Source organism: Roseivirga spongicola (assembly GCF_034376045.1).
GTDB lineage: Bacteria > Bacteroidota > Bacteroidia > Cytophagales > Cyclobacteriaceae > Roseivirga > Roseivirga spongicola.
On record NZ_CP139724.1, the window covers coordinates 3,895,440 to 3,915,220 of the forward strand.

General features: G+C 38.9%; 11 protein-coding genes. 5 read left to right on the forward strand and 6 right to left on the reverse strand.

The annotated features are described in order from the left end of the window. Positions 1-5: 5 nt before the first annotated feature. A complete protein-coding gene (locus T7867_RS17195; RefSeq protein ID WP_068221643.1) occupies positions 6-2,825 on the reverse strand; it encodes a TonB-dependent receptor in 2,820 nt (939 codons plus the stop codon). A 161-nt stretch (positions 2,826-2,986) separates the two neighbouring features. Between T7867_RS17195 and T7867_RS17200 the strand changes: the two genes are divergently transcribed. Further along, positions 2,987-3,400 (forward strand): hypothetical protein, encoded by a 414-nt coding sequence (locus tag T7867_RS17200; RefSeq protein ID WP_157717641.1) that lies wholly within the window; start codon positions 2,987-2,989, stop codon positions 3,398-3,400. A gap of 51 nt (positions 3,401-3,451) precedes the next feature. Here T7867_RS17200 and T7867_RS17205 read toward each other — a convergent pair whose 3' ends face one another. Genes T7867_RS17205 through T7867_RS17220 form a run of 4 tightly spaced genes read right to left on the reverse strand, consistent with a single transcriptional unit; the run spans position 3,452 to position 13,204 of the window. Next, positions 3,452-5,902, reverse strand: a complete 2,451-nt coding sequence (locus tag T7867_RS17205) for an ABC transporter permease (RefSeq protein WP_273513059.1) — start codon at positions 5,900-5,902, stop codon at positions 3,452-3,454. 13 nt (positions 5,903-5,915) lie between these two features. Further along, positions 5,916-8,333: an ABC transporter permease gene (locus T7867_RS17210; protein ID WP_068221637.1), complete on the reverse strand. Its 2,418-nt coding sequence runs from the start codon at positions 8,331-8,333 to the stop codon at positions 5,916-5,918. 4 nt (positions 8,334-8,337) lie between these two features. Next, entirely contained in the window at positions 8,338-10,788 is a 2,451-nt protein-coding gene (locus T7867_RS17215; RefSeq protein WP_322299597.1) for an ABC transporter permease, read from the reverse strand. A 7-nt stretch (positions 10,789-10,795) separates the two neighbouring features. Then, complete coding sequence (locus T7867_RS17220; protein WP_322299598.1) at positions 10,796-13,204, reverse strand: ABC transporter permease; 2,409 nt, start codon at positions 13,202-13,204, stop codon at positions 10,796-10,798. 183 nt (positions 13,205-13,387) lie between these two features. Between T7867_RS17220 and T7867_RS17225 the strand changes: the two genes are divergently transcribed. The 4 genes from T7867_RS17225 (at position 13,388) to T7867_RS17240 (ending at position 18,679) form a co-directional block, all read left to right on the forward strand. Continuing rightward, positions 13,388-14,761 (forward strand): sigma-54-dependent transcriptional regulator, encoded by a 1,374-nt coding sequence (locus tag T7867_RS17225; RefSeq protein WP_068221632.1) that lies wholly within the window; start codon positions 13,388-13,390, stop codon positions 14,759-14,761. Positions 14,762-14,843: 82 nt separating this feature from the next. Continuing rightward, the gene (locus tag T7867_RS17230) at positions 14,844-15,314 is read left to right on the forward strand and encodes a hypothetical protein (RefSeq protein ID WP_068221630.1); all 471 of its coding nucleotides are present in this window, start codon (positions 14,844-14,846) and stop codon (positions 15,312-15,314) included. Beyond that, positions 15,314-16,672, forward strand: a complete 1,359-nt coding sequence (locus tag T7867_RS17235) for a sensor histidine kinase (RefSeq protein ID WP_322299599.1) — start codon at positions 15,314-15,316, stop codon at positions 16,670-16,672. The genes T7867_RS17230 and T7867_RS17235 overlap by 1 nt, the downstream gene beginning before the upstream one ends. 102 nt (positions 16,673-16,774) lie before the next feature. After that, a complete protein-coding gene (locus T7867_RS17240; protein WP_322299600.1) occupies positions 16,775-18,679 on the forward strand; it encodes a M61 family metallopeptidase in 1,905 nt (634 codons plus the stop codon). Between the two features lie 162 nt (positions 18,680-18,841). Here T7867_RS17240 and T7867_RS17245 read toward each other — a convergent pair whose 3' ends face one another. Then, positions 18,842-19,735, reverse strand: a complete 894-nt coding sequence (locus tag T7867_RS17245; RefSeq protein ID WP_068221623.1) for a M90 family metallopeptidase — start codon at positions 19,733-19,735, stop codon at positions 18,842-18,844. Between the last annotated feature and the right edge of the window lie 46 nt (positions 19,736-19,781).

The following is a 19,781-nucleotide window of genomic DNA, read 5'->3' on the forward strand; positions in this document are numbered from 1 at the left end:
AAATACTAATTTGAAGATGTATTAAAAGTGTAACTTATAAACCATATCCTATCTACAGTAGGCCCACCAAAATGATTAGTATAGCGGGTTCCCGTTAGATTATTTGCTCCTAGTTTTATATCTGAATTGAGTTTTGGCAATCGCCAATTTAACTGAAAATCTAAGGCCGTATATGTTGGAAGCATTCCATCCAAAAATGCACTTTCCCACATGAACCCTTCTCTATACCTGACATTAAATCTATACCCAAAATTCTTTAACACACTGTTCTGGCCAAAGACAAAATTCATTTTCAGCTCTGGGGTATTAAATGCAGGTGTTATATCGCTAGATGTATTGGTGATCAGCCGGTTATAAGTAGCATTAAACTTAGCAATGAATAGTCTATGTGTGTACTCTGAATTAAACTCTAAACCAAAAGTTCTTACAGACTCTTTAGAATTACCTGCTACATAATACTCTCTACTTTGAGAATCATTATTCACTTGTTTAGAGGCCTGAACTAAATCTATTAATGGACTAGTCTGTACCCTAACCAACCTATAAATACCAATAAAATCAGTATAGCCATTATAGTATCCGCCAACATCTATAAATAATCTTTTCCATAGAAAGCTCTTAAAGCCTCCTTCTAGGCTAATTACTTTTTCTGGTCTGATTTCATTTAGTTCATTCTTTGTTATAATACCAGCTTTCAATATATCTAGGTTATTCAACTCTGCTAGTGTTAATCGATAATCCGCAGTTCCTTGATCAAACTTTTCTAAATCTGCCTCAACAGCCCGATTAAAGGAATAAATAGAAGAAATGGTAAATGAATTTCCTCTAATCTCATTTCCATCAATAATTGGATCTAGCCCTCCTAGAATTACTCTACCACCTAAGTCTTGATTTTGAAACTGTTCTCTTAATGAAGGAAATCTAACAGCTCTCTGAATTGACAACCGTAAATTTGTTTCAGCATTAAGATCTTTCAGTATAGCCACTATTGGATTTACGAATATTGGATAGTTTTCATTTTTATCTACTCTCAATGCTCCATGTAGCCTAAGCCCTTCAGTAAACTCTTTATCGAAAGTGCTATACAGACTGGCTTCATACAAACTGATATCATTCCCTAAAGTATCGGGGAATATTGTTCCCTTTGACTCGGGCAAGTATTGACGAAAATTCACTCCAAAATTGACCACGGCATTGCTAAACAACCCAGTTTCTTTATAAGCTGCAGAGAGGTTGTACATTGCAGAGTTATCTACTATTCTAGCTCCAGAAGGCCCAGCATCGTTAACAATTGATGCCTTCAAAGTATTGAACTCATCGCTATTGGCTTCTGGCCTATTCTTCCATTCACTTCTACCTATTCCAGAATCTGCAAATTCTCTAGCTTGTTTATGATCCAATGAGTCTACGAATATGGTTCCATATTTATAGACAGATTCATAGTGACGAAACCAAGATGCATTGTCTTTAGCGTAGAGATTTATCTGTTTGGCTAAAAGCCCCAAATCGAAAGATTCTCCAGAGTTTTGTTTGGTAAAGTAACCCTTCAGACTAAGTTTTCTGCCTTGATATTCTGCTTTACCCTGAAGAATAGAAAAACCGCGAAGGGCTATTCGATTATCTCCTGTTATCATAGCATCTGCCAAGCCATGGTTAAGCCCAACAATCACCTCTTCACTGTCAGAAGGTTTAAAGTGAAAAGAAGCATTTGCTTTTAAGTTTTCAACTTTATTTATGGCTAGATCTTCCTCCTTATAACCTGTCCTAAAAATTGGTGTGTACTTAAACTCACCTGGTATAACCGTAAATAAAAAGACTCCCGTTTCATCACCATAAACATTAACCCCTGAATAACTCGGATTATCATCCAAATCACTATCCCCTCCATTAACGTCATTATAGTTATTAGATAAAAAGTCATCTGCCTTGATATAAGTAGTGCTAACCTTAAAGGCAAACCTATCATTAAAAGCGTGGGCATAGCGAAATGCAAGCTCATTGGCTAATCCGTTGCTTCCGTACCCCCCAAGTGGTGCTTTTTGTAAGCCTAAAGAAGCTGCTTTATACTGAACCGCTACACCAGGATACTCAAAAGGACTTTTACTATTTATTTGAAGCACCCCATTAAATGTACCAGAACCATATTGAGCACTTTGAGCGCCAGGTATTACAACCATCGACTCTACATCTAAGTCAGTTAAACCAGCCAAATTACCAATGGAAAAATTCAAACCTGGGGCTTGATTATCTATGCCATCTACCACCTGAGTAAACCTAGTATTAGCTGTTGTATTGAACCCTCTAGTATTTACAGTCTTTACTAAATAACTCTGCGTAGTTAAGTCTACAGCTTTAAGAGTAGAAAGTCCGTCATACAAGTTTAAGTTTGCCGAATGCTTTAAATCTGCAAGAGTAAGTTTATCTGGAGAAAAAGCCGACAGGATCAAATCAGCACCCTTTCCCTCATTACTCTCTCCAAGTACGGAAACATCGTCTAACTGAGTAGTGCTTTCCACTAATGTTACTTGGAGATTTTGAAAGTTATTAATGGTTACTTGCACACGCCTCTCTTGATAACCAATACCAGAAAAAATAAGGAAAAATGGAGGAGTTGATTCAATATCTAATTGAAATCTACCTTGGCTCACTAAAACACCAACTGTCTTATCATCTTCATAAACCACATTAACACCATCTACTAACTCTCCCGTGGAAGCGTTAGTTACTAATCCTTTCACTGTAACAGTTTCTGTTTGAGCATTAACCCAAGATGATGCACTGAATAGTAATAGACAGACCAAAAGGCCTTTAAAAAATTTGTTCAATTGACTAGTTTAAGGTTAAGCAATCTGAATATAGACTATAAAACAGTAAACGCAGATTATTTTTTTAGCAACGGTTACCTTATAAAATCCACCTTTTAATTTAACATTTCTTTGCTTAAACCTTTCTCATGCTCTACTGTCCAAAGAGCAAATTCCAACCCATGAGAAAGTTATCATTAATGTTAAGCATGTTATTAGTTGTAGGACTAATGGCAGCACACGCCCAAGGCGGTGGCCAAAGAGGTGGTCAGCGAGGTCAAGGTGGCCAAAGAATGGAGCCAGAAGCAATGGCGAAGCAAAGAGCTGAAACTTTTCAAGAACAATTCGGCCTTTCCGATGATCAGCACAAAAAAACTTATGATGTACTCTTAGCAAATGCCAAAGAGTCTAGAGAAAAACTAGCTTCACTCATGCAGTCTAGAGACAGAGAAGGCATGAGAACTGCAATGGAAAAGAGTCAAGAGGAGCTAGACAAAAAATTGAAGGAAATCTTTTCTGCTGAGCAATGGACAAAATACGAAGCTTGGAAGAAGGAAAATACACCAGCCCAACGCAGGCGTGGAGGTGGCAATTAAGTTTGCATGGTATGTTTGGTTGACAGAGGCCCCGAAAATCGGGGCCTTATTTTATTCATCTCTTAATGCTTCTACAGGATTAGCCTGTGCAACTCTTAAAGCCTGAATTACTATAGTAGACAAAGCAATTAAAACTAGTACAATTGCTGGAATAGCGAACAGTGCAACATTTAGCTCTATTCTATAAGCATAAGCCGAAAGCCATTCTTGCATACTTAGAAATGCAATGGGAATAGAAAGTATAATTGCTATTCCTATGAGTTTTAAAAAGCTAATTGAAAACAATCCAATAATAGAGCTTACTGATGCTCCCAAAACCTTCCTAATACCTATTTCTTTAATTCTTTGTTGTACCTCATAAAGCACTAAACCAAACAAACCGAGTATAGCTACAAAAATGGTAATGATGGAAAAAGTGGTGAAAATGGTTCCGAATTGCTGATCGGCTTTATACTGCTGATCAAAGGCCTCGTCTAGAAAATAATACTCAAAATCGCTCTCCTTATATAGAGAACTGAACTTGTCTTCAATAGAAGACAATACCTCTCTATAATCTTCAGTCCCCTCTGCTATCTTAACCGAGATAAAGTTTGTAGCAGTCAAATGTTTATCAAACATCATAAACAATGGATCTACCTTAAGCTTGAGCGAGTTATGATTGTAATCGTCAATTACCCCAACCACTCTTCTTTCTTTACCCCATAACTTAATTGGTTTATTTACGGCCTCTTCATTACTGTTGAATCCAAGTAATTCTCTTCCTGTTTCATTGAGAATAATGCCACTTATAAGGTTAGAATCATCTGCAAAAGCAGGTGCATCCATATTATGACTGAAATTTCTTCCTGCTAAAATTTCAATACCCAAAGTGCTCAGGTAAGCGCTATCTACTCTGTACATGTAAAAGTTAAGGTCACCCCCCGCGTTATTCTCTATAGATGATATGCCGGTGGTACTATTTAAGTCAATTGTCCCTCTTCCAATCATGGTTTCAGAAAAAGCCACACTCTTAACCTGTGGCAGTGAGTTTAACTCTGCCCTGAGACTATTAAACTTTGTGGCTATTACTTCATCCGATTCTGGTAATAGCGGAGCTCTCAACACCACTAATCGCTCTTTATCAAAACCTAATTTCTGTTCCCTCATATGGTTTACTTGTAGGTAGATGGTAAGGGTACCCACCAACAGCACCATTGTGATAAGGAATTGAAAAACAACCAAGCCCCTTCTTAAAATAGAGCCTCTTTTGGAATCGCGAAGCTTTCCTCTTAAAACCGTAAGAGGCTTATAGTTAGAAAGTACAAAAGCAGGATAAAGGCCTGAAGCTAATGAACCTATGATATAGAATAGCGCAACCTGCCAAAGCAATTGTTCATCGTTGAATAGATTAATCTCTAGATCTAAACTAGAAAAGCTGTTGAAAAGAGGCAGAACACCTTGTAAACAAGTAAAAGTGAGTACAAGGGCCAACAAGTTGATGATGAAAGATTCCATCAAGAACTGAAAAACCAGTGTGCCTCTTGTAGTTCCTAAAACCTTCCTTACTCCTACTTCTTTGGCGCGTTCTAAAGATTTAGCTGTAGACAAGTTAATATAATTGACCCATGCCACTAACAAGACGAATGCTGCAACAATGAGTAGAATATTTACTATGGTAACATCTCCATTTACTTCGGCTTCAAACGACTTATCAGAATAAAGATGAATATCAGTTAGTGCCTGAACGGCCAGGCTATCACCCCTGTCTTCAAACTTTTCAGTAAGCTCAAAGTAAGTCGCATTCAGTTTATGTTGAAATGAATTGTCAATATCCTGATTGGCCAGCAAATACATAAACTCATTATTAGCATTCCACTCAGCATACTCCCATCCCAAATGCTTTACACCAGACTCCCAAGAAATTAAAACATCATAGGTAAGGTGTGAGTTTTTTGGAACATCCTTAATCACTGCCGTAACCTGCATAACTACTTGTCCCCCTCCAGGCACTACTCCTAGTTTTTCGCCTACAGGATTACTATCTCCGAAATACTTTTTAGCAGCAGACTCTGTAAGCACTATTTTATCAGGGCCATCTAAAGCCGAGTTCAAATCGCCATATATGGCTGGTGCATCAAAAACCTCTAACCAGCTTTGATTAGCAAAGTATAAACGGTCTTCATTGAAGGCAATTTCGTCCCTTTTCAATAGCATTCTACCATAATGCCTGGCCATAGCGTAAGCCTCTATTTCGGGAAAATTGTCTACCGCCATTTGCCCTACTGCCGGATAACATTGAGCATCTCTAGTATTCAGAACATCTCCCGAATAAAGGTCCACTGAAACCCTATATATATCTGGTGCATTTGAATGATATCGGTCATAGCTCAGCTCGTATTTTGCATAGGCTAGAATAAGCAAACAGACCGTCATACCGACTGTTAAGCCAAGCACATTAATTAAGGTGAATGCCTTTTTCTTCTTGAAGTTTCTAAAGGCAATAAAGATGTGATTCTTAAGCATTTCTTTTGAGTTTTTATTCTTGACGAAGAGTTTCTGCAGGGTTGGCATCTGCTGCTTTTATGACCTGATACGCTACTGTTACAATAGTTAAAACCAGCACAATCAACAGTGGAATAATAAACAAGTCAACAGAAACAGTAATCCGATTAGCGAAAGCAACTAACCAATTCTCTATCAGGTAATATCCAATTGGTACGGCTACAATTATTGAACCTGCTAGTAATAAGAAATACTCTCTGGTGAGTAGGTAAAACAAGCTAAGCAATTTGGCTCCAAGGATTTTCCGAATGCTTACCTCTTTAGCACGTTGAGTAATATTGTATAACGAAAGACCAAATAAACCGAGCGATGTAATAACAATGGCGAGCAGTGAAAAGAAGCTAAAAATCTTACCAAATAGTGCATCAGCTTTGTATTGTCTGTTGAAATACTCATCTAAAAAGAAGTAATCGAAATGGCTTTCAGGAAAAACTGACCCAAAAACAGCCTGAACCTCATCGATAGTTGCCTGCATATCTTCAGGTTTTAGCTTAATGGAGTAGTAAATGACACGATCATGATAAGTGTAAATATGAGGCTGAACACCTACTTTCAATGATTCTTGACTAATATCTTCAACTATACCCACTAGCCTATAAGGTTCGGTTTCATAATAAATGGTTCTATCAATCCATGAGGCCAAGTCCTCTTTCCCCAGCAAGCGCTCGGCCGTGGAAAGGCTCAAGACTACCGACTGAGCATCGTTGAATTCTTTCGAAAACGACCTTCCGTAGAGCACATTAATGTTATACAAATCGATAAACGATTCATCGATGGCAACGTCTTTCGCATATATAGCTAAATCATCTTCTCCCGGACCTAGAGCAATCCAGCGCATTCTAGCAATTTCATAGCCCGGAATTTCACTAGAGGCTGCAACTCCAGCTACATTGGGTATTTGACTGATTTGATTGATGAAAGCCGGCTTTGCAATAGACCTTCTCTCAGCTTCAATAAATGGCTTCTTCACCACCAAAGTTTGATCTATATCCATTCCGGGTGACTGGCTTTGGATAAAGCTCATTTGCCGCTTCACTGCGAGTGTTCCTAAAATGAGCACAATTGCTACTATGTATTGAAAAATGGTAAGAGATTTTCTGAGAACTAAACCCGATTTACTAGCCCTCACCTTCCCCTTTAACACGCTTGATACCTTTTGTCTCGAAAAAAGGACTGCCGGATAAAGACCAAACAACATTGCCCCTAAAGCAAAGCCTGACAATACAATTAGAGTCTGTTGAATATTAGCTTCATCGAAAAAGCTAATGGGTAAACCAAGCAGCTGCTCAAACCAAGTCTTAGTTACTTGTAAGGCCGTGAGCGCTGTAATTATGGCCAATAGGTTAATGAGAAACCCTTCAACCAAAAACTGATAAACCAATTGCTTTCTATAGCTACCAAGTACTTTTCTAACACCAACCTCTTTAGCTCTGTCCACCAATTTGGAAGTGCTTAGGTTAATGTAATTCACCCAAGCCACTATCATGATGAAGACTGCTATGATGCTAAGAAACTCAACAGTAGTCTTATTTCCATTAGCCTCAAGTTCGAATGAATGATGTGAGGTTAAATGAATATCGCGGACATTCTGAAGCTTAAAAGTAACTCCTTCATCTTGAAACCAAGCATCTTCGATATTGACAAAGACATTATTGATCTTCGATTCAACTTCATCAATTTCAGGGTGAGGTATGGTTTTTATATAGGTGTAAAAGTTTCCCCAACCAAAAGAGTTATCCAGATTCCATTCTGCAGGCAAGCTTTTGAAGGATACAAGTAAGTTATATTTGAAGTGTGTATTCTCTGGTAGATCATCGAAAACACCAGTAATCTTAAAGTCCTTTCCATAATTTTTGAAATGGAGAACTTTGCCTAAAGCCTGCTCATTTCCAAAGAATCGCTCTTTATAGGATTTTGAGATTACCAGTTCATAGGGGGTTTCCAATGAGGCTATGCCTTCACCCTCTATCCAATTCATGGAAAATATGTCTATGGCATCACCATCAGCAAAATAGCCATTCGGAATATTAAATGTTGTGCTGTTACCTTGCGAAGTGTAGTGGGTGAAAGCAAAGGATTGAAAGATCTTCTCAGAATCTATAACTCTAGCAATTTTATCAACCTCAGGAATTGAATTCCGAATTATTGGAGTCATACCCGGAAATACCGAAGCCACACCATCCCACGGGTCTTCACCATCATCAATCCTATAAATTCTAAAAACTTGATCAGTATCTTCTATGTGATGGTCATAGCTTTTTTCAAAGCTCACATATTTAAAAATTAACAGACCAGCAACCATTGAAAGTGCCAAGCCGATGACATTGATGAAAGCGAATAGCTTTTGCTTTCTCAACTGTCTAAACGCATATTTAAGATTAGCAGCAACCATAACACTATTCTTGACGAAGTGACCTTACCGGGTTTAAGCTCGCTACCTTAAGTGACTGACTTACTACAATTAACAATGAAACCAAAACCACTGCAATTAGCGGAAGCAAGAAGAATAACAGCCCGATTGAGGTTTGATATTCGTAGCCATTTAACCACTGTCTGGCAGCCATGTAAATTAGTGGTAATCCAATAAAGTTGGCTAGTAGTATCAACCATAGAAACTCCTTAGAAAGTAACTGAAGTATGTCTTGGATAGAGGCTCCTAAAACCTTTCTTATGCCTATTTCCTTGGTTCGCTGCATGGCCGTAAAACCAACCAAGCCAAACAAACCCAAACAAGCGATTGAAATAGCGAGCAAAGAAAAGAGGTTGAAGACCTTACCAAACTGGACATCAGACTTATATAGACTCTCAAATCTAGCATCCATAAAACCGTACTCGAATAGGTCTCCAGGATAGAATTGATCATAAGTATCGCTAATGTAAGCAATGGTTTCGCTAAGATTTTCGGTTGAAACCCTGATGTGGTAAGTATCTCCACCCACATTATAAAATGGCAGCATAAGCAATGGCTCAATGCTTTCTTTTAGAGACCTGTGGTGAAAGTCTTCTGTAACCCCTACTATAAACCAATCTTGGTCGAAAAATTGAATCTTCTGATTAACTGCATCTTCAGCAGACTCAAAACCTAAAATCTTAGAGGCTTTTTCATTCAGAATAGCGCTGTTAATTAGTCTAGGGTCAAGGTTATGGTCTGATGTTCTGAAAGGTCTACCAGCAAGAAAGTTGATTTCATACACATCGAAGAAACCATAATTCGCCCCTAACCTATTCAACATATGACCTTCAGAATCGCCCACTCTCTTCACTCCGAAAGTTCGTGGTAATCGGTTCCCAAAAACCGTAGTAGAAGTGCCTGCTTTTTCAATTCTTGGATTTTGCTCCAACTGATTCAAAAAAGCATGAATGTGAGTCACGAAAGTGGTATCTAGGTCAGTGATTGAAGGCCCATTTACCGTAACCACTTGCTCTAGGTTCATGCCCAAATCTTGATTTTTCATGTACCTAGTCTGTTTTACAACTAAATACGTTCCGGCAATCAATGCTGTAGAAAGTATAAACTGTAGCGTAACCAAAGACTTTCGTAATATTCTTCCCTGAGCACTCTTACCATAATCTCCTTTTAGCGTTTGTGTTGGCTTAAAAGCAGAAAGCACAAAAGCTGGGTAAATTCCCGAACCAAACGAACCAATTAGCAGTATTATCAACACCCAAACCGCCATTGGAACAGAAGCCATTTTTAAGCTAATGAAAGCCAATAGAGAAAGATCTTCACCTACCAAATTGTTGAAAGGTACCTGTAAGGCCTGAATTAAGGTGATGGCCAACACAAACGAGAGCAAATTCAATACTAGTGATTCCGTAAGGTACTGACCTATCAACTGCTTTCGGCTAGCACCCACTACCTTTCTTACTCCCACTTCTTTTGCACGTTGCAATGCTCTTGAGGTAGTTAAATTCACGTAATTCATCCATGCCATCAACAGAATGAAGACTGCTATCAGAATTAAAATCCAGACCATTCTCCCGTCAGAAGTTTGATGAATTTCATATTCATAATCTGAGTAAAGATGAACCTCTTCTAAAGGCTGCAGGTGGAACTCTTCAAAGGTACCAGTCACTTCATTTCCTCTGAAATATTTGGCAGAAAAGGCCTCTAACTTACTTTCAAAGTCTTTTTGACTTACCCCATCTGCTAGTTCTATGTAATGGAAGTAGTCAGAACTGTTCCAACTGAACCTAGCCGACTCTCCCCACCAAGTAAAGGTTGTTACTCTAGACATGAGCACCTCGTACTGCAAACTTGAGTTCGCTGGAGGGTCTGCAACTACACCACTTACCTGCCATTGCAGTCTGCTAGAACCCATTTCCAAAATCTCATCGATGTACTCAGTCCAATTACCATCAGTTGTTTGAAATACCTTCTGCGCCATAGACTCTGTAAGCACCACCTGATATCCATCGCTTACCAAAGTCTCAGGATTTCCGGCCAATAGCTCAACATCAAACATATCGAAGTAACTAGGCTCAACCATAAGCGTGGCATTTACCTCAGTAACATGCTCGTTGTAGCGAAACACATTAGTGCCGAGTGTATTTACAGTGGTATGCCTAAGCACTTCTGGGTAATCTTCGGCCAATTGAGGACCAACTGCTGAGTAAGTTATCTGACCTCGTTGAATCATCTGATCACCTTCAAAGCGTTCATTCATTACCCTGAAAACTCTATCGGATTTACTGTTGTATTTATCAAAGCTCAGATGAAAAAAGGCATACTGAAGGATGAAGATTGAAGCTGCTAGACCAACAGACAGCCCCAATAAATTGATCAGAGCGAAAGCTTTATTCTTTCTAAATGATCTTAGCGTTGTTTTGAAATAGTTTTTGAGCATCGTGATTTTATTCGTTTCTGAGAATATTGACCGGATTAGTAAAAATGACTTTTATGGAATGGTACGTAACGGTTATGAGAGTAATTAAAACCAAGAGTAGTATCGACACAGCAAAGACCTGTGCCGTAATATCTACATGATAGGCAAAATCATTTAACCATCTCTTTATCAAATAATAGGATACTGGTATTGAAATAACTGACGCCACTATTATTAAGATAAATGACTGCCTATTGAGCGCATAAGCTAAATCGCGGGCATTGGCTCCCAAGACCTTTCTGATGGAAAGCTCCTTCATCTGATTTGCCATGCCCATACCGGTTAATCCAAACAGCCCGATACAAGCAATCAAAAGGCCAATAGAAGCAGATATATTTACAATTCGTTGCCATTTCCGACTGTCTTCATATCTTGAGTTGAGAAACTCATCTAGGAACTTAACCTCCTCCAATGGCTTTTCAGTAATCTTCGCGTAACTCTCCCTTATGGCGCTTAACCCCTCTTCAATCTGATTTGGTCTAAGCTTTACAAATAGAGTAGACAAACGTCCTGGCTCGGTAATTTCAAACTTTTGAGACGCAATCTCATTTTGTAATGATTCAAAGTGAAAGTCAACCACCACACCATCAATACTGGCTATGGACTCTGCATACATTAGACTATCAGCTTTTAGCGCATTCAGGTAACTTTCATTTAAGAAGGACATTCCCGAAGCCATTTGCTCCTTTTCAACACTCTGCACACCTTCAACATCTACCAGATCAACTCCAAGCGTTTGGAAGAAATCCGAATCTATTGAAATGAAGCTAATTCTATTTTCAACTCCGTTTATAGGATCAACTCCATGAATTATTCTACCTACAAAAATGCCTGAGCTTCCGCTTGCCATCATTACAGATGGATATTTGGCTAGTTCTTCTTTCAATAGGTTAGTCTTTCCTGAGACGCCTTCCACATAAACTACTTGTTCCTTATCGAAACCTAGATCCTTATTATTGATGAACTCAAACTGTTCTCTCATGGCAAGGCCCACAGAAATGAACATCAGGCACAGTGTAAATTGAAAAACCACCATGCTTTTAATAAGCTTTGAGCTAATTTTATGAGAGCCATTACCCTTCAGGCCAGCTAGAGCTTTAAATCTGGATAGAATTTGAGCTGGATACCCTCCTGTAAAAAATGTTAATGCAACGCCAAATAGTAAGCCCCCGAACAATAATCTCAAGTTCTCAAAAAGCGTTAGCGTAAATTCCTTTTCGGCTAAATCATTAAAGCTAGGTAATAGGGCTTGAGTCAAAGTAAAGCCTAATAACACAGCAATACTAACTTGTAAGAATGATTCAGCATAGAACTGACCTTTTAGGTGTAGAATATTGGCTCCAATAACTTTGCGGATAGCCACTTCCGACCTTCTACCAGCAGAAGCCGTAATACTTATAGCTAGATAGTTAATACAGGCGATAATTAAGATAATCAATGAAATGCCGGCTAAAATGAGGGAGTATAGAAATGAAGAGCTATCCCCAAACACAATGGTGGGATCGAGATAAATATCTGCTATTGGCTTTAGCTGGTAGGTATAAACTGGGTTATCTTCTGCTAAATTCAATCGTTCCCTTAGCTTAGATAGCCCACTAGCGCCATCATGATCTGCTTCAATATCTCTTAGTTTCTCTTGAACAATCGCCTTGTCTCTAGAATCATTGAGCTTTACAAAAGCTATAAAAGCGTTAAAGCCCCATCCATTGTAATACTCATCTTCAAGAAATTGGGAGTTTTCAATTCGAAGAAATACATCTCTATCAATGACAGAATTACTAGCTGTGGATATAACTCCAGAAATAAGAAATGGACCATCATTTCCTTTCAATACCAACTCCTTCCCAACCACATCTACACTACCAAAATACTTCATTGCGAATTTTTCGGAGACCACAGCAGATTTCAGATCAGACATCACATCCTCCACTTTCCCATCAATAAAAGGAAAATCAACCACAGAGAAGAAGTCTTGATCAATGTATTGAGCAAGTTCCTTAAACTCTTCTCCTTCACTTTCGAGGGTTATGTAACCCGCCTGAATTCTAACTAGATTTTCTATCTCTGGAATCGTACTGCCTGCCTGCTCTAGAAAAGGAAGATTGTTAGCAACTGACTTGCTAATCCCTTCAAGAGGCTTCGAATTCAAAATACTCGACTCAATCTCCTTTACATCCTCCTTGTAATTGACTTTAGCAATCAGAAATACCTTCTCAGCATCTGTGTGAAATTTGTCATAGCTCAACTCATCCTGAATATATAGAAAGCAGAAAAAGCAAATCATAAAGGCCAAAGACAAGCCCAAAAGATTTATACCAGAGTAAACTTTATATTTGATAAAGAGCCTAACGGCTATCTTGAAGTGATTACTAAGCATCTGTGCGAATTTTACAGCTTATTTTGCCAGTTCCATGCCACAAAAACAAAAACCTCATTAACAGCAACTTACATTTAATACCGAACCACTAATCAACTATTTCGTGTCAAACTGAAACGTTCTCTTGTCTCATAATGATACAATTTTTACTTTCGCCATCGAACTCACTATTTCCCTATTCGCATGTCTAAAATTGATGGTAAAATTCTTGTGCTAGACGATGACCAAGGAGTCCTCTACACTGCCAAGATGATACTTAAACAACACTTTGAAACGGTAATTACTGAAAAGGATCCTCAAAAGCTAGATTTCTTGCTTAATCAAGATAGGTATGACGTAATTGTGTTAGACATGAACTTCTCTTACGGACTTACTAGCGGGAAGGAAGGCATAAAGCTGTTGCGCAAAGTACTAGAAAAAGACCCTGAAGCCCATGTACTAATGAATACAGCTTATGGCGATATAGATATTGCCGTAGAAGCTATGAAAGAGGGAGCAGTAGACTTTCTTGTAAAACCTTGGCAAAAGGAGAAACTCTTGGCTACGGTTACCGCAATCTATGAGCTTAGTCAAGCAAAGAGAAAGTTGGCACTAGCCGAAGCAGGACAGAAGATTGTGGTTAAAGACCAGCAAAGAGAGTTCAACGATATTATTTCAGTTAGCCCCGCGATGAAGCCTGTTTTTGAGGCCATAGATAAGGTAGCGAAAACAGATGCCAACGTACTCATTCTGGGGGAAAACGGAACTGGCAAAGAATTGATTGCCAGAGCAATACACAACAAGTCTAACCGAGTGGATGAAAACTTTATAAAAGTAGACCTAGGGGCGGTTAGCGAGTCCTTGTTTCAATCAGAGCTTTTTGGCCATGTGAAAGGTGCATTTACCGATGCAAGAGAAAACAGACCCGGACGTTTTGAAATAGCCAATAAAGGCACCCTGTTTTTAGATGAAATTGGTAACCTATCGCTTTCAATGCAAGCTAAGCTTCTCACTGCCATTCAGTTCAAACAGATTACAAGAGTGGGGTCAAATAAAGCTATCCCACTAGATACAAGACTGATCTGCGCTACGAACATGCCTCTATACGAAATGGTGGAAGAGAAAGAATTTCGTCAAGACCTACTCTATCGAATCAACACCGTAGAAATAAAGTTACCTCCACTTAGAGAACGAGTTGAAGACATAGAACCTCTAGCAAGGCACTTTTTAAAGCTCTACGGCAAAAAGTATAAGAAGCAGAGAATGCGCCTTAACGAAACCACTTTAACCAAGCTCAAAGCGTACTCTTGGCCTGGGAACGTTCGTGAGTTGCAACACGCCATAGAAAGGGCCATCATTATGTCTAACTCTCACCTTTTGGCTCCTGAAGATTTCTTACTGGTAGAAAGGCCTAACCAGAATGTGATTACTTCAGATACATTCAACATGGAAGATATGGAGAAGCAAGCCATTCAAAATGCCATCAGAAACGCTGAAGGGAACCTCACTAAGGCCGCCAAAGCACTTGGACTAGGTAGGAGTACTCTATACCGTAAAATGGAGAAATACAAGCTTTAAAATAGCTCTAACGCTTTTTAATTCTCTAAGCGCTTACCTTTAAGCATTTGTGACTATTTTAGAGTTCTCGACCAAAACATAAATGAAGTCTTTCATTGCTTTATTGTGCCTTTTCCTCTGCTTTAATCTTGCTGCACAAGAGGAGAATATTGATGATGTAGCAAAAATGATAAAGGAAAGTCAGCTCAAAGATGAGACAAACGATTGGGTGTACTTTGGCACTTATAAGTACGCTTTGAAAGGAATAGACAATTCCGCTTCAGCTCACCTTCGAATTGACGACAACACAACGGTTCGCATGTACCTCTTGGCCAAAACTGACTGTTATATGTTCTTTGATGTACGCGACCAGCAAGAGAACTACATCTTTGGTACCAACGACCCAATAAGTCTGGAAACTGATTTACTAGGCTACAAAGCCGCCACCTCAATTTATACCTATCAAGAATCCAGTCTCATGAATATCAATTTTGGTATTCGCTGGGGCTGTCCAACTATGCTGGACACCGACTTGAGATTACTCGTTTTTTATGTAAATAAAAACGTAAAATAATGGAGTATAAATACTTCAGAATCAATATAATTATACGTATTATCTTACTGTTGATTTTAGGTTACTCAGCAGTTTATGTTATTACATCAACTCATTTCTGGCTGGTGTCTTTTTGGCTCATCCTAGCTTGGATAATCACACTCATTAGCCTCATTAGATATGTTGAGCGATCTAGAAGAGAACTAGCCTATTTTCTACTTGCTATAAAGCAGGGAGACTTCACAAATACCTACCATTTCAAAAAGAAGTCAGATCTCAATTACGCCTTTCATGAGATTAACCAGGTAATGCAAGATTTGAGTAGAGAAAAAGCCTCTAACCTACTCTATTTACAAACCATTGTTGAACATGTGAGAGTGGCAGTTATCTGCTTCGACTCAGACTATAAAATCAAGCTTTTCAACCAGGCAGCCACATCACTCTTCGGCAAACAGCGCATCAGTTCCTTCAAAACACTAGAAAGCATTTCACCTCTCATTACCTCATCAATTCTTAAGATGAGCAATGGCGAAAAGGAATTGATTAAAGCCAATCTCAACGGAAAGCTGATGAACCTTTCAATGCTTGTAACCGAATTTAAGTTGAAGGGAAAGGACTATAAGTTGGTGTCATTTCAAGACATCAAAAGCGAATTAGAAGCTAATGAAATAGAGTCTTGGCAAAAGCTTATTCGAGTATTAACTCACGAAATCAAGAATTCTGTTATCCCGATATCAACGCTCTCTGAAGTAATTCTACAGATGCTCAGTACAGAAAATGGCAATGTAGATTTAACCAAATTAGATCAGGAATCCATTGAAGATATTGTAGGCGGAATTGAAACCATAGAGAGCAGAAGTAAGGGCTTAGCCAACTTTGTTTCCACTTATGACCAACTCACTAAAATACCAAAACCTAAACTTAAACTAACCAATATTAAAACTCTGATTAATAATTCTTTAAACTTATTCAAATCAGACCTAGACAGGAGCGACATAAAAATATATGCTATTTTAACCGACACCTCAATAATCATCGATTCTGACCTAATAGAGCAGGTTTTAATCAACTTGATCAAAAATTCTATTGAAGCTATAAAAGACACAGTAAACTCTGAGCTAAGAGTAAAACTAGAGAACTCTGAACATGAGGTTTTGCTTACAATTGAAGACAATGGCCCAGGAATTCCAGACGAAATACTAGAGAATATTTTTGTCCCCTTCTACTCTACCAAAGAAGGCGGCTCCGGAATTGGCCTTTCTCTTTCCAGACAAATTATGAGACTCCATAAAGGTCAGCTGAGCGTTGAAACATCTTCGCAAGGCACAGCCTTTCAACTTCACTTTCCGCTAACTTCTGAACTAAGCCCTGAAGAATAGGCAACATTAAACACCCTATTATTTTTTAGCGTTTGTTAACATCGCAGTGAAAACAATACGCTTACTTTGGCGTCCATTAAATGATTACTAAAACAATATAGAATGAAGCGATTGAATTATGTGCTGATGGCGCTGTTCTTAGCAACAAGCTTATTTGCAGCCGACCCCTATAAATATACCGTAGACTTAGTTAATGTAAAAGACGACAAAGTGATGGTGACTCTGGCTACTCCAAAAGTCAGAAAAAATGAAGCCACGTTTTATATGCCTAAGATTGTACCCGGCACCTATGCCATAGCCGACTACGGAAGAATGGTTTCAGACTTTAAAGCCTTTGATAAGCGAGGTAATGAGTTAGAGGTTGAAAGGTTAGATGACAACGCTTGGAAAATCTCTAAGGCTAGAAAAGTTAGAAAAATCACCTATTGGGTAGAAGACACTTATGATACAGAAAAACCTGGACCTTCTATTTTTCAACCTGCCGGAACCAACATAGAAGACGATAAGAACTTTGTTATTAATACTTCTGGCTTCTTTGGCTATTTCGAAGGAATGAAGAAAGAAGAGTTTGAACTCACCTTTATAAGAGACAAGCATTTCTACGGAGCCACCGGACTTCAGTATAGTAAGAACCAACCGATCATTGGGAAGATCATTAAAGACAACTCTGTCGGAACAGAAGCTAACATTGGTGCAGATAAGTTTGTGGTAGAAGATTACGATAAGCTGATTGACTCGCCTCTGATGTTTAGCGAAGCAGATACGGCCATTATTAAAGTAGCCAATACAGATGTTTTAGTTGCTAGCTACTCCCCTAACAAGATGATTACAGCCAAGCAAATTGCAGCGAGTATTGAAGAAGTTTTAGAAGCCCAAAACAAGTTTTTAGGTGGGAAACTTCCCGTAGATAAGTATGCTTTCATCTTCTATTTTACTGATCAACCAGTAAGCTCTTACGGAGCCCTAGAGCACTCTTATAGCTCGTTCTATTATATGCCTGAGCAAACCATTGAGCAAATGGAACAACAGCTAAGAGACTTTGCCGCTCATGAGTTCTTTCATATTGTTACCCCACTAAATATTCACTCTGAAGAAATTGGAAGCTTCAACTTTAACGATCCTAAAATGTCTCGTCACTTATGGATGTATGAAGGAATGACGGAGTACTTTGCAGGGAGCGTGCAGGTTAAGTACGGTTTGGTGAGCCCACAGCAATATTTGGCCATGCTGGAAGAAAAACTGATTGTATCTCAGCAGTTCAAAGATCAATTACCTTTCACTGAGTTAAGCCTTGGTGCGCTAGATGAATATGAAGACCAATACTACAATGTATACCAGAAAGGAGCGCTAATAGGTGCTGCCCTAGATATTAAGCTTAGAGAGCTTTCTAATGGTGCTTATGGTGTGCAAAACATGATGGCCGACCTATCAGCAAAATATGGCAAGGACAAATCGTTTAAAGATGATGAGCTATTCGATGAGATTGTAGGTTTGACTTATCCAGAAATTGGCGAATTCTTCGAAACCTATGTAGCAGGTAGCGAAACCATCCCTTACAAAGAAATTTTTGACAAAGTGGGAGTAGATGTGGTTGACAATGGTACAACCAGACAATTCTCACTGATCTTTAATCAGTCTAACATTACCCTAGCTGACTATGATGGTAAGCAAATGTTGGCCATCTCAAATGAGTCTGGTTTAGACGAAATGGGAAAAAACCTCGGATTAAAAAAAGGTGATATTATTCTAGAAATGAATGGAGAAGCTATGCCTGCTTACGGCCCAGAAATTCAGGGTTTCTTAAGTGGTCAAGTTCAAAAAATTCCTGGCCTTGACACCTACACCATGACTGTTTGGAGAGAGGTCGATGGAGCAGGTCAGAAGGTAGAGCTTTCAGCTCCGAACAAGCAAATTGAAATTAAGATCCCTCCTTCCCTACAGTTCAACCAGAATGCAACCGAGAAACAACTTCAGCTCAGAAAGTACTGGTTAGAACCAGCCAACTAAAGGGGCAAAGGTTATATCGAAGATTAATGGGTTCTAGCCTATCGCTAGACTCTAAGGTTCCGTCAGGAGTTTTCATTATTGAAAGCTCCTGACTTGTTTAAAGGAAGGAGTAAAGACTCAAACTCAACTCAATGGGCCAATAAGTGCGTGCTTGAGACAAACTCAATCTACCCAACAGCAAAGCTTATACTTTAGGCCGCTGCCGCAAAGGCAAGGGTCATTTCTACCAATGTCTTCTATGGTGAAGTTATCGCTCAAAAACTCTGCAGTATCCTGATTAAAAGTCTTCACCAATGCCTTATATAGTGCAGGATGCTTTCGCTTCAACAAATCTGGTCGTTCAAAGAAATACTCCCCTACTACGGCAAAAAACTCAATAGCACTTGTAGATCCGTACACTCGTATATCTGACTCTTCGTCTGCTATTTCCTTAATCTTAGTATGAACAAATTGTAGCCAAGGCAAGGCAAATGCTTTTTCTTCAAATCCGGGCGGCACACCATCTATGAAGCCATTTTCCATGTCGAACAAATGAATAAACTCATGAATACCTACATTCTGTTTATCACTTCCAATATTGAAACCTTCATGAAGTGCTGGCTTAGAAAGAATCATCTTTCCATACATAGTTCCAGTGCCAACCAATCCAGTAATTTGCTCATCAGGGTCGTTCAATTGAAACCTTCTATTAAATGAACTTGGGTAGAGAATCACTTCTTTAAGGTGTTTATAGGTGCAAGCTGGAAAACCAAAAAGCGGAATAACGCCACTGCTGGCTATTAATAATCGGTCTTCCAAATTTACTTCGCATCGAACTCCAGTTATTTTAACTTGAGACAGAAACTGAATCACATCTTGCTCGAACCTCACCTTATCGTTGCTACTCAACTGAGTGTAGAAACTTACCTTTCTTAATAGAATGTTTTCCCAGCCAAATGGCATTCTTGCTTGTGCTCGCCTATCTATATGTGGCTTTACTTTAGTGTCGTAACCAATGTATAACCAGAGGGCCAACACGCCAAAAAATATCACCAAGACGATGAAATTGGAGATCATAGGTATTGTATTGATTATTTAGCCGACAATATGTAAAAAGAACTCG

Excerpts from the sequence above, each read along its gene's own strand:
- T7867_RS17200 (WP_157717641.1), top strand. The coding sequence starts at position 2,987 with ATGAGAAAGTTATCATTAATGTTAAGCATGTTATTAGTTGTAGGACTA.
- T7867_RS17205 (WP_273513059.1), bottom strand. The coding sequence starts at position 5,902 with ATGCTTAAGAATCACATCTTTATTGCCTTTAGAAACTTCAAGAAGAAA.
- T7867_RS17210 (WP_068221637.1), bottom strand. The coding sequence starts at position 8,333 with ATGGTTGCTGCTAATCTTAAATATGCGTTTAGACAGTTGAGAAAGCAA.
- T7867_RS17215 (WP_322299597.1), bottom strand. The coding sequence starts at position 10,788 with ATGCTCAAAAACTATTTCAAAACAACGCTAAGATCATTTAGAAAGAAT.
- T7867_RS17220 (WP_322299598.1), bottom strand. The coding sequence starts at position 13,204 with ATGCTTAGTAATCACTTCAAGATAGCCGTTAGGCTCTTTATCAAATAT.
- T7867_RS17225 (WP_068221632.1), top strand. The coding sequence starts at position 13,388 with ATGTCTAAAATTGATGGTAAAATTCTTGTGCTAGACGATGACCAAGGA.
- T7867_RS17230 (WP_068221630.1), top strand. The coding sequence starts at position 14,844 with ATGAAGTCTTTCATTGCTTTATTGTGCCTTTTCCTCTGCTTTAATCTT.
- T7867_RS17235 (WP_322299599.1), top strand. The coding sequence starts at position 15,314 with ATGGAGTATAAATACTTCAGAATCAATATAATTATACGTATTATCTTA.
- T7867_RS17240 (WP_322299600.1), top strand. The coding sequence starts at position 16,775 with ATGAAGCGATTGAATTATGTGCTGATGGCGCTGTTCTTAGCAACAAGC.
- T7867_RS17245 (WP_068221623.1), bottom strand. The coding sequence starts at position 19,735 with ATGATCTCCAATTTCATCGTCTTGGTGATATTTTTTGGCGTGTTGGCC.